Raw genomic sequence first — 16722 nt, forward strand, 5'->3', positions numbered from 1 at the left:
TAACATCTATCAACTCAAAATGGAAATGGAATTCAAAGAAGTTTATTGTATGAATTGTAAAAAAGTCCTAGGACGTTACAATGTAAAATTTTATGATGATGATAAAATTTCAGAATTATTAAAAACAACTCATTCTACACATGTAAGAAAAGGACATCAAGTAAATATTAAGAAATTTACAAAAAATTAATTTAATTTCTGAATTGCTTCTGAGAGATTTGAAATTCGATGAATTTTATTTTCAGTAATATGTTGATTCCACGGTTGAGAATATAGAATGACTTTTTTCTTGTTTTCTAGAAATTTTGACGCATTTAATGGTGAATCATCAATAAAGACATCATAATCCAAATCAGCTTTCATAGGACCATGAATTACTGAAACATAATTATCAAATGAAATATTGTGATATTTTAGCCAGTTTTTTACAAAAGAGTCAGTTGAACGCTCTCTTGCAGTTACAATATCTACTTGACCAATATCAGACAGATTTTTTGTGATAGAGGCTAGATTTTCTTCAGTAGGAGGAATCGAAGTCCAATTTTTCCAACACGAACTTAACTCAGCATAAAAGTCATAACGATCAATTTCAAATTTTTTCCAAAAATCCCAATCAGTAATCTCATGTTTTTGAATTTCTTGCCTAATTGAATTACTATAATTTAGCCACGATTGGATAACATCAGCAAGTACACCGTCAACATCTAATGCGATCTTCATAATCAGTTAATCACTAGTTTGTTTAAATTCATCAAGTAGGTTTTTTTGATGTTTGTTGAGTTTTTTAGGAATATTTACTACAATTCTAACATACTGATCCCCCTTGCCTCTAGAATTGATATGTGGCACACCCTTTCCTTTTAATTTGATAATTGTGTTTGGTTGACTTCCAGAATCAACTTTAATTTTTTCAGTTCCTTCCAAAGTTGGGACAACAATATCACATCCTAATGCTGCATCAATCATTGAAACATCTTGATCATAGAAGATATCTTTTCCGTCTCTATTGAATTTTGAATGAGGTTGTACTCTAACTCTAACAATTAGATCACCGTTAGAGCCATCAGGTACTTCATTTCCTTCATTTGGTACAGTATAATCACCTGAATCAATTCCAGGAGGAATGTCAAAAGTAACTTTTTTTGATCCTTTTTTCTTTCCTTGACCTTTACAATCACTACAAGGAGTTTCAATGATTGAACCTTGACCTCTACATGAAGAACAAGGTGCAGCAGTAACAAATGACGCAAATCCCATGTTACGTGTTTGCCTTACTTGACCTTGCCCATTACATGAAGAACATATTTTTTTATTGGTACCAGGTTTACAACCAGAACCACTGCACGTATTACAGTGAATTTGTTTTTGTAATTCTATTTCCATTTGTTTGCCATGTAAAACATCTTCTAATGTAACTGATGTTTGATAAAGAATATCAGAACCTCGTTCTTGACCAAATCCAAATCCTCCACCTCCACGACCAAATATTGATTCAAAAATAGAATCAAATCCTCCACCTCCACGACCAAAGATATCGCTAAAGTCACCACGTGCACCCTGAAAGATATCTTCACTAGAATATCTTCCATCTACACCTGCATGTCCATGTTGATCATACAGTTGTCTCTTTTCAGGGTCAGAAAGAACCGCATATGCTTCAGAAATTTCTTTAAAATGTTCTCCGGCCTCAGCAGATTGATTTCGATCTGGATGAAACTTTAATGCTAATTTTCTATACTGTTTTTTAATTTCATCATTAGCAGATGATTTAGACACTCCTAAAACTTCATAATAATCTCGCTTTGCAGACATGAATCATTCCTTTATTATAATTACTGTATAAATGGTTGAATTTTGAAAATCAGTTAGTTTTTGTTTCGTCATTTGAAGCGGATTCTGTTGTTTGTCCATCAGCACCTTGTTGTCCATCAGCACCTTGTTGTCCATCAGCACCTTGTTGTCCATCAGCACCTGGAGGAGGGGCTGCATTCTTGTAGAGTTCAGTAGTTACTTCGTTTACTAAAGATTGTAATGCTTCAAGTTTTGGTTTTAATTCTTCAGGTTCTTTATCTAAAACCTCTTTTACTTCTTTTACAGCATCAGTAATTTTAATTCCTTGCTCTTGAGAGATTTTATCTTTTAGATCATGATTAACTAATTTTTCAGTAGTGTAGATGTAACTTTCTGCTTCATTTTTAAGATCAATTTTCTCTTTCTTCTTTTTATCTTCCTCAGAGAACTTTTCAGCATCTTCTTTTAATTTTTCAATTTCTTCTTCAGATAATTTAGTTTTTGTTTCAATAGTAATTTTTGCTTCCTTTTGAGTTCCAAGATCTTTTGCAGTTACATTAATGATTCCATTTGCATCAATATCAAATTTGACTTCAATTTGAGGAACTCCTCTTGGGGCAGGAGGTAAATCAGTAAGATTAAAGCTGCCTAAAGAAACATTATCTGTGGCCATAGGTCTTTCACCTTGAACAACATGTATAGTTACAGCTGTCTGATTATCAGCTGCAGTTGTGAACACTTTTCCTTTTGAGGTTGGAATAGTAGTGTTTCTTTCAATAAGAGGTTCTCGAACTCCTCCAAGTGTTTCAATTCCCAGAGTTAATGGAGTTACATCAAGTAGAACAATGTCACTAGTAACATCACCAGCAATAATTCCCGCTTGAATTGCAGCTCCCATGGCTACTGCTTCCATAGGATCAACACCAGATTCAACTTCCTTTCCTATAACATCACTAACAAATTTTTTGACTAGTGGAATTCTTGTTGGACCACCAATCATTACTATTTTGTTAATATCAGAATTGGAAAGTTTTGCATCTTCAAGTGCTTTTTGTATAGAAGGTTTACAACGATCTACAATAGGTTCAATTAATTCGTCAAGTTTAGATCTAGTTAGTCTTAATTCAAGATTCTTTGCACCGGAGGATGGATCATGTGCAATAAATGGTAGATTAACATCGGTTTCCATCACAGTAGATAATTCAATTTTTGCTTTTTCGGCAGCTTCTCTAATTCTTGTCATTGCAGTTGTGTCTTGAGAAAGATCAACTCCTTCTTTTTTCTTAAATTCGTCAACAACATAATCAATCAAAACTTTATCCATATCAGTTCCACCTAGTTGAGTATCTCCAGATGTACTCATTACTTCAAAAACACCACCTCCCATTTCCATGATAGTAACATCTAATGTACCACCACCAAAATCAAAGACAAGTATCTTCATGTCTTCTTTTGCTTTATCTAATCCAAATGCTAAGGACGCTGCAGTTGGTTCATTAATTATTCTAACAACATCAAGACCTGCAATTGTTCCTGCATCTTTTGTTGCTTGACGTTGATTGTCATCAAAGTATGCTGGAACTGTAATAACTGCTTTTTCTACAGATTCACCAATAAATGCCTCAGCATCTTTTTTTATTTTTTGTAGAATGAATGAAGAAATTTGTTGAGGTTTGTATTCTTTATCTAGAATTTTAAAGGTATAATCAGAACCCATTTTTCGTTTTGCTGCAACAATAGTATTGTCAGGGTTTGTGACTGCTTGTCTACGAGCAGGTTCACCAACTAAAAGTTCACCTTCTTTAGAAAAAGCGACTACGGATGGGAATGCCTTTCCAGCTGCAGTTTGACCTTCAGCTGCAGGAATAATTGTTGGTTTTCCACCCATCATTACTGCAGCAGCAGAGTTACTTGTTCCTAAATCGATACCTATTACTTTAGCCATTTTTAATTATCATCCTTTTTTGAAATTTCTACTAATGTCGGTCTTATAATCCTCTTTTGAGAAATATATCCCTTCCTGATCTCCTTGGTAATTGTATTGTCATCTAAATTAGGATCAGAGATGACAGATATTGCTTCATGAAGATTTGGATCAAAAATTTCTCCTAACGCATCAATTGGAGCCACATTGTATTTTTTCAACAGAGAATCCATATTTTTTAAAATTGAATCAAGACCTTCGGCATTGATTTTATTTTCAGAAAAGACATCTCTTGCACGAATAAAATCATCATAGATTTTTAGAAAATCCAATAGAAATTCATCTACTTTAGCATTAACACCATTTTCAATATCAGATTGTGTCTTTCTACTAAGATTTTGAAAATCTGCTAAAATATGTTTTAATTTTTCTTCACATTCTGAAGTTTTTTGTTTTTCTGCATCTAATAACTCTGATGAGTTTTCTTTCATATATTCAGAAGATTTTGATTCCTCAACAGATTCATTCTCAGAAACAACATTTACAGGAATTTCATCAGATTCATTTTCACTAGACAATTCAAACAGAATACTAATTTAGCTAATTTATACCATTATTGGATTGTTTCGCATAAAGGATTAGCTTTCACAATAATCAAATCAGAATCTTGTTTAGTTTTTTCAATAGTTGTGAAATCAGATTTTGAACATGCTACAACAATTGTTGTTTTATCACTATGAAATAGATCAAAATTTGGATCTTCATATGCTTCAACATCACCAATGTAATCACGTAATCTCGAAGTCAAATTTTGAAGCATCTCAATTTTATCCCCACGCATTGAATGTTGATCAAGTGTCCAAGATAATGCAATTTTTGTTCTGCTAGCTTTAAGATCATTTTTCTTTAAAGTTGCACGTATTTCATCTATCAATCGTTTGATGTAACCATCAATACCTTTTACACTTCCATTAATGAGATACATGAGTGTGTTTGCACCTTCAAAAGATGAGCCTAAAGATTTTAGATCTAGTAAGCCACCTACCATATCATCAAGGAATATTTCTTGAAAATCATCTGATGATAAATCATTTTTAGTAATTTCATCTTGAGCATATTTACAAACTTCTAACACACTACACAGACTTGAAAATCTTGAGAGAACATCAATTGCATGAAAATGTTCAGAGGATGAAATTGCAACAAAGTTTTTCTCTTTTTTTCCAGTAGTTAACAAACCAGACAATACAGAATCTTTTTTGCCATTAAAAGAACCAACAATTTTTGGTTGTTGATCAGTACTTTCTAAAGGATAATAAAAATATGAAATATCTTTTCCAACTTCAAGTCCTGTAACATGTTCAAGTAAAGAAATATTTTCATTATTTCCACCAAATCCTGTTGGGAGAGTAAAAACAACAGAACTTTTTTTCTTTAAAGATGCAGTAGCATCTTTGAATTTTGAATGGATTTCAGTTTTGATGTCCTGTCCAGTTTTTCTGATTCTAGGAGTAAAGAATAGATATTGAGCTTTGGATATTGCCACATCAATTGGTTCCATAGATAGTAATGGTTCATCTTCTTTTAGAGATGAAACGTTTGGATATGTTTTAGCAATTTCTGCTTTTAGTGAAATTGCAGAAGGGGTAGATTCATCAATTATGTAAACGTCGGCTCCTTTAATGGCCATTTGTGATGCAATAGCATATCCTTCGGTACTAAGGCCATAAACAACAACTTTTGTTCCCCCCATTACACTAAAGCTTAGGATTAGACTAAGAAAAACTTATTGAACTAACTTCAGTTATGAAAATTACTTGAAAATATGGATAGATGTTCTAACTCCAAAACAATTACTGTTTTCTGAACCAATAATAGAAAAATTAGGCAAAAAAAACAGTATTTTATGCACTTCTAGAGAGTATGAAGAAGTTTCAAAATTAGCTAAAATTCGTAATTTTGACCTTATTTTAGTAGGTAAACATGGCGGAGGAAGAAAAAATTCCAAACTAAAAGCAGGAAATGATAGAATTGGAAAGCTTATCAGAAAAATTGAGGCATTTTCACCAGATCTGGTAATTAGTTTTTGTTCACCTGAAGCTGCAAGAGTTTCATTTGGTTTAGGAATTAAACATATTGCATTTTGTGATTCACCACATGCAGAAGCAGTGATGAAATTAACATTACCATTAATTCAAAAGCTGTTAATCCCCAATACAATTCCAAAAAAAGAATTTTCAAAATATGGAATAAATGAAAAAAATATCATCCCATACAAAGCAATTGATGCAGCAGTAACAATCAAAAGAAAAACAAATGAAGATATGAAACTTCCATTCAAAAATAATGGCAGGAAAAATATTTTGATAAGAATAGAAGAAGAAGAAGCATCATATACAGAAAAATCAAATAAAATTATTCCAATTACCAAGGATGTAATATCTAAATTTAATGAAGAGAATATTGTTGTTTTAGGTAGGTATACAAAACAAATTCAAAAACTACAAAAGAAAATAGGTAAAAAAGCTAAAATTGTAAAGATGTCATTTGATGGAAAACATTTGTTAAACAACACAGATGTTTTTATTGGTTCAGGTGGTACAATGACTGCAGAATCAGCATTAATGGGAATTCCCACAATATCATATAATGCAGTTCCAAACATAATAGAGAACTTTTTGGTGAAAAAACGATTGGTCATAAGAGAAACAAATCCTAAAAAGGTTTCAAAACATATAACAAAGTTTTTTGCATCTACAAAGCAATTAAATGAACTAAAAGCAAAAAAAATTCTAAACCAAATGGAAGATCCAATTGAGAAATTAATTAGGGTTATCGAAGATTAGTTTAGTGTTAGGCATATCAGAATAAAAAGTTCATTAAGGGAGTTAGCGTGCTCGATTTAGCAGCCCGATAGTGTAGAGGTCAAGCATATGGGCCTTTGGAGCCCGTGACGGCAGTTCGAATCTGCCTCGGGCTACTTTTCTAAAAACAATAAACTGTAACACGAATATAGCATAGAGTGTTTTTCTGAAAATAGGTACAATGTCAGACATAGTATTAGGCATGGGAGAAGTGGGTGAAACTCTATTTGGGTTACTAGATGAAAGAAATTTTAATTGTGTTGGTATTGACATAGAATCTTCAAAATGTAAAAATTATTCAGAAAATAGTTCAATTAAAAATCCAGAATATCTTCATGTTTGTTTGCCAGGAGAATTATCAGGATTTGTGGATACTACTTTAAGTTGGATTCCAAAATTAAATGAACTAAAAGCAATAATCGTCCATTCTACGGTAAGACCAGGTACTACAAAAAAAATTCAAGAAAAATCAAGTGTTCCAGTTTTATTTTCACCAGTTCGTGGTGTTCATAGAAGATTCTTAGATGATATCAAAAGATATACAAAATTTATTGCTTCAGATGACAATGAGATCAATCCTGAAATCAAATTAGATTTAGAAAAAAGATTTCAAAAAGTTGATTGGATGTCAACAACAAAAACAGGCGAACTTGCAAAAATTTTAGTTGATACATCGTATTATGGATGGCTTATCAATTATGCACAAATAACAAAAATGATTTGTGAAAAAGAAGGTATAGATTTTGATGAAATGTGGAAATTTGCAGATGAAATACATGAAAATTTAGGGAATAGACCAAAAATGTACCCAGGAATTATCGGAGGTCATTGTGTGATACCAAATTTGAATTTAATTGAATATGAAAATCTAGATGTAATTAAAAAAATTAATGAGATGTACGAGAAATTTAAAAAATGATTTTATTTTCTAGAAATCTAATTTAGTTAGAAGTTTTGACGCAATAACAAATAGTACCGAAGCAATTCCAACAAGTACTAACATTTCAACAATCACAAAATCTGTAATAGTTCCAAAAATTCCTGCTCTAATTACATCAACCAGATAAGTCAATGGATTTAGATAAAATGCGGTGCGTAATGGTTCAGGAACATTTTCTGCAGGATAAAATGCAGAACTAACAAATGCAAAAAATAGAAAAACGGTGTTGATTATTACATTAAATCCTTCGCTAGAACGTAATCTTGTTGAAATTATGGACGCTAATGAACCAAACAAAACAGAGCCAGTGATGGCACCAAAAACGATCACAGGGATGGTGACGATTGAAAACTCTACAGATTCAAAAAATACTGGATAACCTACCAAGGCAATCAGAGAAGCACTAACTAAACCAATTATGCCAATAGTGCAGATATTGCTAAGAATGTAATGGCTTCTTGTGAATGGACCAGACATTATTTGTTCAAACATCCCATGCCTCCTATCATTCCAGATTATGATTCCTGAGACAAGTGTACTGTTCATTATGTTAAATCCAATCATACCAGATGCAAGAAATGCAGGATAATCAAGTTCCTTTGCACCAAAAGGAACATGTTGAATTAATGGAGCATATGCAAAACCTGCTACAAAAATATAGATCAGAGGAAAAATTACCTGCCAAATTAAGAATCCAGGATTCAAAGAAATTGTAAGGTTTCTGTTTACAAGTCTAATTATCGGATGCATTTTCTCTCACCATTTTTAAAAATATTTCCTCAAGATTTGTAGGGACTGCAGATAAATCTTCTATCTCAATATCATTATCATTTAATATTTTCAAAACTTTTAACAGAACTAATTCAGATTGTTCAGAGTGAATGACAATATTTGTTCCAGATTCAAAATTTATTTTACAATCATCAATCCCATTTAGTAGATCAAAAATTTTAGAAATTTTTTCTAGTAAATGAATTTTAATAGTTTTTTCTTTTCCAAATTTACTTTTTAGTGCTTCAGGGGAGTCAACAGTAATAATTTTTCCCTTATCAAGAATTGCAATTTCATCACAAAGATATTCTGCTTCGGTTAGAATATGAGTAGTGTAAAAAATTGTTAAGCCTGTTTTGACTTTATTTTTTAAATAATCTAATAGTTTTCGTCTAGCACTTGGATCTAATCCCACTGTAGGTTCATCTAAAAATAACAAATCCATATCATGCATGAATTCTCGTGCAACCTGTACTCGTCTTCGTTGACCAATAGATAGATCTTCATTTCTTTTCTTTCTAATTTCAACCAAATCAAAATCTTTCAAAAGTTGTTCCATTCTTTTTTTGCGTTCAGTTTTTGAAACATTCCACATCATCCCATACTTGTCAAGTGATTTTTCAACTGACAAAGTAGGTTCATAGCTTGGTTGTTGTAAAACCACTCCAATTTTGTGACGGATTTCTAATGGATTTTTAATTGCATCAATTCCCAATATTGTAAGAGAACCATTTGAAGGGGGGATTAAGGTGGTAAGTAATTTGATGGTGGTTGATTTTCCTGCACCATTTGGGCCTAAAAATCCAAAAACCTGTCCAGGTTTGACAGATAAAACAACATCATCTACTGCTTTGATTGAACCATAAGATTTTGATAAATGGCGAACATCAATACATGACATGTTAAAACTGCGATCATCCTACTAATTTAGTTAATCAGTTGTTTCATCATAGATTTTGTTGTAGTTCAGCAAATCAAGAGACAATATATTCAAAACAAGAAAAATTTAGAAATAATAATTTTAAATTAACAATAAAGCGATCTGATAGTATAGAAACATAATATAACAATATAATGAAATTTTTATTAATAGAATAAAGATAGCAATTATGAGTTGACTGAATTTGATAACCTTATTGAAAAATTAATTGAACAAAAGCCAGAACTAACTAGAGAAATTATTGAGGATCAAATAAAACTAAAAAAAGAAAAAATCGGAGCCGGATATTTAACTGATCAAGGAGCTTTATTTTTAATTGCATCAGATTATGGTGTTACATTATCAGGACCACTAAAAGTGGAAATGAGTTTAAAAGATCTCTATGCAGGGGCAAAAGAAATTTCATTAGAAACTAGAGTTTTGAATTTATCACCTGCAAAACAATTTTCAAGAAAAGATGGTTCTCCATTTTATCTTAGAACTATGACCGTATACGATGATGCAAATTCTACTGCAAGTGTGAAATTATGGGATGAAAAGGCAAATCTTCCAGGAATTGAAAATCTAAAACCAGGAGATTTGATTAAAATCATTAAGGCTTATGTCAAATCAGATCTTGATGGTTCACCAACAATCAATATTGGTTCAGGTTCAAATGTAGAAGCTACTGATTCAACAAGTGAAATTCCAACTATTGATACAATTACAAAAGATGTAAGTGAACTACAAGAAGGTCAAAAAGATCTGGTGGTTTTAGGAGAAATTGATGGAGTTATCAGTGGTATGGAGTTTACAAACTCAAGAGGCATGCCTGGAAAGGCATTAAGAATGAGGTTAAAAGGTAAAGATGGAAGTGGAATGAGAGTAGTTCTATGGGGAAAAGATGAATCATCAATTCCAAATATGATTTCACAATCAGCTAAAGTAAGATTACTTGGTGTTAGGGTAAAATCAGGAAACCAAGGATTGGAAATTCATGGAAATGATGCAACAATTATTGAGATTGAAGGAGGAAAAGAAGCAGAGCCAGTAATTGCAAGAGTTCTATCAATGTCACCAACAGAAAATGGAAGAAACATGATTTTAGCAGTAGATAACAAAAAAAATCTATACAACATTAGTGATTCATCAAATTCAACTAGCATTTGTGTAGAAGGAGATGTCATAGAGTGTATGCCATCTAAAGCATATGGAAATTCAATAACACTTGATGATAATTCTTTTGTAAGAAAATTAGATAATGATGAAAGTATTCCTTCATTATCTCAAATTAGAACAAAAATTAATGATGTTAAAGTTGATGGTAGTTATTGCATAGAAGCAATAATCTTGAAAGTTCCAGAAAGACGTGAAGTTCAAACAAAAACGGGAGAATCAATTGCACTTTCAGAAATGTTTGTAGAAGATGATACTGGACAAATTTGGGTAAAGGGATGGAGAAATCAAGCTAGACTAATTGACAAATGTGAATTAGGAGAAATTGTTTCTATAACTGGTCTTAATGCAAAAGCTGGATTAGAAGGAAGAATAGAGATGTTCCTAACAGCATTTTCTAAAATTACAAAAAAGAATTAAGAATCCCAGAAACCTCTAGTAACTACATACTGTCTTTCTGCCTCATAGATCTGTTTGAATAAGTGTTCTTCATCAACCATATTGCGAAGAATTCGTGCAGCAGTATCTGCACCTACACCATAACCAGACATGACAACAATGGCAGTTTTACCAAAATTCTCAACTAGAGAAGACACTTTCCAGGCACGATCTGCCTTGTGTTTTTCCTCACTAGTCAATTTTTTCCCCTCATGTTTTTTTCTAATAATTTTAGGAAGATCGTAATCAGAGTAAAAAGTTGCAGTAATTTGTCGTCCTTTACAGTAAGGACAAATCAAAATATTCTTTACTTCATTTGTTTCAACAACACGTTCCCATTTTCCACATCTAGCACAAATTAAACGATGTTTTGTTTTATCCAATCTAGCTTTTACAAGATCTAAAATTCCTTTATCAATATTAGCGGGAGAAGAATAATATTTTGATGTATGATCTAAGATAGGTTCTGCTAATTTTGAGAATTGATCAACTTCTAACCATTTTACATGAATTTGATCTTCACGAATTTCTTTTAAGATTTTATCAGTGTTTTTGAGATCATATTTATCATGAAATAATTCACGTAATGCTTCTTGAACAAGTGCAGTTTTAGAATATCTTTCATACAAAAATCGTGCAGATTTTCTTTCATAAACTGCACCACGTCCTACAATACCAAATTTTTTTGCAACACACCATGTTCTCCAATTTACATTATGAGTACCAGTAAGTGATGCAGTAACCATAGAAAACAAATCATAATCATCTTTTAAGACTTCAAGAAATAATTTTTCTGAGATTCTAGATCTAGAAGATAATACTATTCGATAACCATCAGAACGAGAATCTACAACAGAACCCAACATAGAAGATAACATAGAAGAAAGTAATGTAGAAAGTGTAGAGTTAATTTTTGTACCAAAACAAGAATGCAGTACAATTGATCCTTGAGATCTACTAGATTCAATTACTATATTATTCTCATCAGAAATTTCATTAAAATTTAATTTTTCAATTGTTTTATTTGTTAACTGAAGTGAGCCTGAACGTACTTTGCTTCTAAAATTACCCACCTTTCTGGCAGTTTTATAATCAATAGGAATATTATCACCTTCCCAGTATGGAACGGTAATTCCTCCATCTCTAAATGGCTCAACGTTTACTGTAAATGATTTCTCATCAACATTTAGAATTCTCCATTGTGAGCCTTTTAGAACAAAAATATTTCCAGAGTCACCATAATCACCTACAAATCTCTGATCTAAACTGCCAATGATTTTTTTTCCTACACTATCAAATACTTTGAATTTGAGAATATCAGGAATGGTAGAAAGATTTTCAAAATAATATTTGAAAGAACGGCCTTTCTTCCAAAAAGTCATCTTTGTTCTATCAAAAAAGATCAAATAATTTGAATCAAGTAAATCTAGAACATCTACAAGTTCTTCTAGTTTTAAATTTCTAAATGGATAAGCTCTTGTAATCAAATCAAATGCTTTGTCAATTGAAATTTCTCCAATTTGCATTGTAAGACCAACAAGGTGATGAGCAAGAACATCAAGTGAGCCATCATGGATTTTTTGTTCCTCAATAGAACCCTCTTGAATTCTTTGAAGAATGGCTTGTGCTTCATATTCGTCATCAGAGTTATTTGTGATGATTAATCCTTTAGCAGAAGCATTGCGATTATGTCTACTTCTTCCTACTCTTTGAACTAATTTTGATACTTGTCTAGGTGAACCGTAATGAATTACTAATTCAACAGAACCAATATCCAATCCTAATTCAAGGGAAGATGTACAAACAACAATTCCTCGTTTCCCTTCACGCAAATTTTGTTCAGTCTCTTCTCTAACTTCTTTTGAAAGAGATCCATGATGTAATTCAATTGGAATAGTAGATTTTTCTTTGAGTATTGAGGCTAAAAACTCAGATTCACCCCTAGTGTTTGTAAATAAGAGAATAGGAGAATTCAAATCTAATTCAGACACATGTTCAACAATTTTTTCTGCTACATCAGAAATTGTTCCGTCAACATATCGTATGTCTACATCATATTTTCTTACAGAAGTATCTCTAATTATCTCGCATTTTCTTTTTGTACCTACAACAAATTTTCCTGCTTCTTCAAAATTACCTACTGTAGCAGATAATCCTATTTTTGTAAGTGGGAATTTGGAATTGAATTCTAATCGCTCAATACTTAGAGAGAGTTGAGTACCTCTTTCACTAGATAGTAATTCGTGTACTTCATCAACTATAATCCATTCTAAATCAGATAATGCGTCAAGATATTTAGTTTGAGTTAAAAGAATTACCAAAGTTTCAGGAGTTGTAATTAGAACATCAGGAGGGTTTTCAGAGATTTTTTTTCGATCTTTTTGTGTTGTATCACCATGTCTAATTTCAATAGTTAATTCACTTTGATGAGCATATTTTGTAATTCTTCTAAAAACATCTCTGTTTAATGCACGTAAAGGAGTAATGTATAGAGTTTTTATTTTTCCTGTTTTCCTAGAATTTTTCAATAAAGAGAAAATTGGTATTACAGAACATTCTGTTTTTCCAGAACCAGTAGGAGCAATAACTAAACAATCTTTTTTTTGTAGAATTATCGGAGAAGCCTTTTTTTGAATTTCAGTTAGATTGGAAAACCCAAAATTCTCAAATAGGGATTCAGGAATCAGATTCATCTGGTGTTTTAGATCGTGATCTTTCATAAACAATTACACCAACTAGTCCAAGTGCAAATAATACTACAGTAATAATAGGGATAGAATCAAAAATTCCTGCCATTAGTAAACTTCCTCATTGACCGTTAAATATCTTCAGAAGAAAGTCCTGATTTGCCAATTATGTAAGAAAACGAATTTTCTATAAATGGTGAGTAAACTTTTCCATTAAATTTTGATAAATTTTTTGTTAAATGTATTTTGATATGAGTAAATGGATCAATTGCACCTTTCATATTTTCAATTTCTTTTCCTTCTAAATTCCTTATCATATTAGTAATAACGATAGGAATTTTGTTAGATATTGTAAAATTAGCTAAATCATGCATGTATTTCATAAACAAAGAATTTTTTTCGAAAACAGATTCATTTTTTTGATATTCATAAGAAAACAAATCAGTTACATTATCAATTACAATTAATGAAAAATTTTTGTTAATATTTTTGATTGAGTTAATTTGTTCGGAAGTGTTAGTTAATCTTGAAACAGTAATTTGGTTAAGAAAATCTAATTGGGATTCAGAGGTTTTTTGAATATCAAGTATTCTTTCAGGTCTAAAACCTCCTGTCGTATCAAAATACAAAACATGACCTCCATTTTTGATAGAATTTATTGTCAATTGTAACAATAGTTGGGTTTTTCCTGTTCCATTTTTTCCAAAAATATCTACAATTACGCCATCTGGAATTCCTCCAAATAGAGATTTATCTAATTTTTCTAAACCAGTTGAGATCATATGTATTATTACAAAAAGAAGAAAAAATTTAAGGAATTTCTATTTCCTTAAAGGAGGTAAGGCTTTTATTCTAGAGAACAAAGTTGCAAAACAAGTGAACAATTAGTGTCTCAATCAAATAGCGCAAAAAGACCTCTAACAACTCTTCAAAAAAGCACAAAGAAGAAAGTTACTGTAAGACTGAAAAATGAAGTCGAATACAAAGGTAAAATGGATAATGTTGATTCATACATGAATTTGATAATGACAGATGCTGAAGAACTACACGAAGGTAAAACTATCGCAAATTATGGTAGAGTTATCGTAAGAGGTAACAACGTATTATTCATCAAACTAGAAAATGAACTCTAGTAGGTAGTGAGTTTTATGACAAATAATTTTCTATTTACGTCTGAATCAGTAACAGAAGGACATCCTGACAAAGTTTGTGATAATATTTCAGACGCATTTTTAGATGAATTTCTTAGACAAGATCCTGATTCAAGAGTTGCAGTTGAAACAATGGTAACAACAGATTTTGTTGCTGTTTCAGGTGAAGTGACATCAAAAGCAAATTTGGATAAAAAAGCACAAGAAGAATTAATTAGAAAAACAATTAGAGAAATTGGATATGACAATAAAGATTTGATGTTTGATGCAGATACTTGTCAAGTCAATTTAAGATTACATTCTCAAAGTCCAGATATTAGTCAAGGTGTAACTGCAACTGAAGATAAAGAACAAGGTGCAGGGGATCAAGGATTAATGTTTGGATATGCAACAAATGAAACTGAAGAATTAATGCCTATGCCTATTTTGTTAGCACATAAACTAATTCAGAAATTATCCCAAGTAAGAAGAGACAAAACATTGCCATGGGTAAGACCAGATGGAAAATCTCAAGTTTCTGTAAGATATGAAGATAACAAACCCACTAAAATTGAAACAGTTGTTGTGTCTACTCAACATGCACCAGAAATATCACAAGACGAGATTGAAAGAGAAATCATTGACAAGGTTATCAAACCAGTTTTAGGAAATCTATGGGATGATGATATTAAAATTCACATTAATCCAACTGGAAAATTTGTAATTGGAGGCCCACACGGAGATGCAGGCCTTACTGGAAGAAAAATTATAGTAGATACTTATGGTGGTTTTGGAAGACATGGTGGGGGAGCTTTCTCTGGTAAAGACCCATCAAAAGTAGATAGATCAGCTTGTTACATGTGTAGATATATTGCAAAAAATTTGGTTGCAGCAGGTCTTGCAGATAGATGTGAGGTTCAACTTGCATACGCAATTGGAGTTGCAGAACCAGTATCATTATACGTAAACACATTTGGAACAAACAAAATTCCAGAAAATCAAATAGAAGATTTAGTTAGAAAGAATTTTGATATGAAACCATCAGGAATCATTTCTCAACTAGATTTGAAAAGACCAATTTACAAAAAGACAGCATCATATGGTCATTTTGGAAGAAATGTGCCAGAATTTGGCTGGGAAAAAACAAACAAGGTTGATGCACTAAAACAAGGCGCCGGTCTTTAACAGTTCTTTAACGGATTGAAAATTTGTTTTAGATAGATTTTTGAGTTTTTTGTGATCTCCGATAAAATTCCCTACTAGGATATTAAGATCATCCACACCATAATCAAATTTCGGGTTACTTATTGCAAGATGATATGCTTTTTCGATATCAATGTAACATAGTTTGGTTTTTCTCTTTTGTAGAAACAATTGAACATATTTTTCAAATGAAATTTTTTCAGAGCCAACAAGATCTGTTATTTTGTTATTGAATTTCTTATTAACAATAGATTGGAAAATTAATTTTGTAACATCATCTATTGAAATTGGTTGTATGGAATATTTTCCAGATCCAGGAATAATGATTTTATTTTTTTTAATAGATTTTTTCAAATATTTTGTAAAAAGATCATCTTTACCCACAATATACGAAGGTCGAAAAATTGTATAGTTAATTTGTGAATCAATAACAGATGTTTCAGCCTTAAATTTTGATATAAAATACCCAATAGAAGTATTAGAAGATACTCCTAATCCACTTGTATAAACAAGTTTTTTGATTTTTGCATTTTTAGATAAATTAACAATTTTTTGTGTTAATTGAAAATTGATTGATTCATAATCAGTTTTTGTAGATTGTTTCCCAATTCCTATAAGATGAATTAAAGCATCAGAGTTTTTTATCTTAGGAAGAAGTGATTTTTCGTCATAATTTTTTGAGATAACTTTAGTTTCATTTTTGAATGATTTGAAATTTTTTCTAGATATTGAAATTAGATGAACATTTTTTTCAGATAAATATTTCCTGAGATTTTTTGCCACAAATCCACTAGCACCAGTAATCACTATTTGAATAGGTTTATCCATAATAACTTCACATAGTTTTTATTTTAAATCTATTTGGAAAATAAAAATCCT

General features: G+C 31.4%; 16 protein-coding genes and 1 tRNA gene. 7 read left to right on the forward strand and 10 right to left on the reverse strand.

Features of this window, described 5'->3' with window-relative positions; all coding sequences use genetic code 11:
• The first annotated feature begins 49 nt into the window (after nt 1-49).
• Nucleotides 50-190: a hypothetical protein gene (locus ACQY22_RS02785; protein ID WP_428325561.1), complete on the forward strand. Its 141-nt coding sequence runs from the start codon at nt 50-52 to the stop codon at nt 188-190.
• Here the strand turns inward: ACQY22_RS02785 and ACQY22_RS02790 are convergent.
• From ACQY22_RS02790 to ACQY22_RS02810, 5 genes are read right to left on the reverse strand one after another with little or no spacing between them, the layout of a single operon-like run.
• Nucleotides 187-720, reverse strand: coding sequence for a 5' nucleotidase, NT5C type (locus tag ACQY22_RS02790; RefSeq protein WP_428325030.1), 534 nt, complete (start codon nt 718-720; stop codon nt 187-189). The two genes, ACQY22_RS02785 and ACQY22_RS02790, sit on opposite strands and share 4 nt — an antisense overlap.
• A gap of 6 nt (nt 721-726) precedes the next feature.
• Nucleotides 727-1812, reverse strand: coding sequence for a molecular chaperone DnaJ (dnaJ, locus tag ACQY22_RS02795; RefSeq protein ID WP_428325031.1), 1086 nt, complete (start codon nt 1810-1812; stop codon nt 727-729).
• Between the two features lie 49 nt (nt 1813-1861).
• Nucleotides 1862-3736: a molecular chaperone DnaK gene (dnaK, locus tag ACQY22_RS02800; RefSeq protein ID WP_428325032.1), complete on the reverse strand. Its 1875-nt coding sequence runs from the start codon at nt 3734-3736 to the stop codon at nt 1862-1864.
• Nucleotides 3737-3738: 2 nt separating this feature from the next.
• The gene (locus tag ACQY22_RS02805) at nt 3739-4293 is read right to left on the reverse strand and encodes a nucleotide exchange factor GrpE (protein ID WP_428325033.1); all 555 of its coding nucleotides are present in this window, start codon (nt 4291-4293) and stop codon (nt 3739-3741) included.
• Nucleotides 4294-4328: 35 nt separating this feature from the next.
• Nucleotides 4329-5468, reverse strand: coding sequence for a hypothetical protein (locus ACQY22_RS02810; RefSeq protein ID WP_428325034.1), 1140 nt, complete (start codon nt 5466-5468; stop codon nt 4329-4331).
• A gap of 64 nt (nt 5469-5532) precedes the next feature.
• On the opposite strand from ACQY22_RS02810, the gene ACQY22_RS02815 reads away from it, so the two are divergent.
• The 3 genes from ACQY22_RS02815 to ACQY22_RS02825 all read left to right on the forward strand — a co-directional run bounded on the left by ACQY22_RS02815 (nt 5533) and on the right by ACQY22_RS02825 (nt 7498).
• A complete protein-coding gene (locus ACQY22_RS02815) occupies nt 5533-6561 on the forward strand; it encodes a DUF354 domain-containing protein (protein WP_428325035.1) in 1029 nt (342 codons plus the stop codon).
• A gap of 61 nt (nt 6562-6622) precedes the next feature.
• A tRNA-Gln gene (locus ACQY22_RS02820) sits at nt 6623-6695 on the forward strand.
• Nucleotides 6696-6760: 65 nt separating this feature from the next.
• Nucleotides 6761-7498 carry a GDP-mannose dehydrogenase gene (locus tag ACQY22_RS02825; protein WP_428325036.1) on the forward strand — a complete coding sequence of 246 codons (738 nt, stop codon included), beginning with the start codon at nt 6761-6763 and terminating at the stop codon, nt 7496-7498.
• 9 nt (nt 7499-7507) lie between these two features.
• Here ACQY22_RS02825 and ACQY22_RS02830 read toward each other — a convergent pair whose 3' ends face one another.
• Complete coding sequence (locus tag ACQY22_RS02830; RefSeq protein ID WP_428325037.1) at nt 7508-8269, reverse strand: ABC transporter permease; 762 nt, start codon at nt 8267-8269, stop codon at nt 7508-7510.
• On the reverse strand, nt 8253-9191 hold the full coding sequence (locus ACQY22_RS02835; protein WP_428325038.1) for an ABC transporter ATP-binding protein: 939 nt from the start codon (nt 9189-9191) through the stop codon (nt 8253-8255). Before ACQY22_RS02835 ends, ACQY22_RS02830 begins: the two co-directional genes overlap by 17 nt.
• 213 nt (nt 9192-9404) lie before the next feature.
• On the opposite strand from ACQY22_RS02835, the gene ACQY22_RS02840 reads away from it, so the two are divergent.
• Entirely contained in the window at nt 9405-10805 is a 1401-nt protein-coding gene (locus tag ACQY22_RS02840; RefSeq protein WP_428325040.1) for a single-stranded DNA-binding protein, read from the forward strand.
• On the opposite strand, the gene ACQY22_RS02845 is transcribed toward ACQY22_RS02840, so the two are convergent.
• Both ACQY22_RS02845 and ACQY22_RS02850 read right to left on the reverse strand, forming a co-directional pair.
• Nucleotides 10802-13543, reverse strand: coding sequence for a DEAD/DEAH box helicase (locus ACQY22_RS02845; RefSeq protein WP_428325041.1), 2742 nt, complete (start codon nt 13541-13543; stop codon nt 10802-10804). The genes ACQY22_RS02840 and ACQY22_RS02845 overlap by 4 nt on opposite strands.
• A gap of 98 nt (nt 13544-13641) precedes the next feature.
• A complete protein-coding gene (locus ACQY22_RS02850) occupies nt 13642-14292 on the reverse strand; it encodes an ATPase domain-containing protein (RefSeq protein ID WP_428325042.1) in 651 nt (216 codons plus the stop codon).
• Nucleotides 14293-14397: 105 nt separating this feature from the next.
• Here ACQY22_RS02850 and ACQY22_RS02855 point away from each other — a divergent pair, with 105 nt between their 5' ends.
• Both ACQY22_RS02855 and metK read left to right on the forward strand, forming a co-directional pair.
• Nucleotides 14398-14643: a U6 snRNA-associated Sm-like protein LSm6 gene (locus ACQY22_RS02855; protein WP_012214473.1), complete on the forward strand. Its 246-nt coding sequence runs from the start codon at nt 14398-14400 to the stop codon at nt 14641-14643.
• A 15-nt stretch (nt 14644-14658) separates the two neighbouring features.
• Nucleotides 14659-15825, forward strand: coding sequence for a methionine adenosyltransferase (gene metK, locus ACQY22_RS02860; RefSeq protein ID WP_428325043.1), 1167 nt, complete (start codon nt 14659-14661; stop codon nt 15823-15825).
• Here the strand turns inward: metK and ACQY22_RS02865 are convergent.
• On the reverse strand, nt 15802-16671 hold the full coding sequence (locus ACQY22_RS02865; protein ID WP_428325044.1) for an NAD-dependent epimerase/dehydratase family protein: 870 nt from the start codon (nt 16669-16671) through the stop codon (nt 15802-15804). The two genes, metK and ACQY22_RS02865, sit on opposite strands and share 24 nt — an antisense overlap.
• Nucleotides 16672-16722: the final 51 nt, after the last annotated feature.

The sequence above is a fragment of the Candidatus Nitrosopumilus sp. genome, assembly GCF_965263415.1.
In the GTDB taxonomy this organism is placed as follows: domain Archaea; phylum Thermoproteota; class Nitrososphaeria; order Nitrososphaerales; family Nitrosopumilaceae; genus Nitrosopumilus.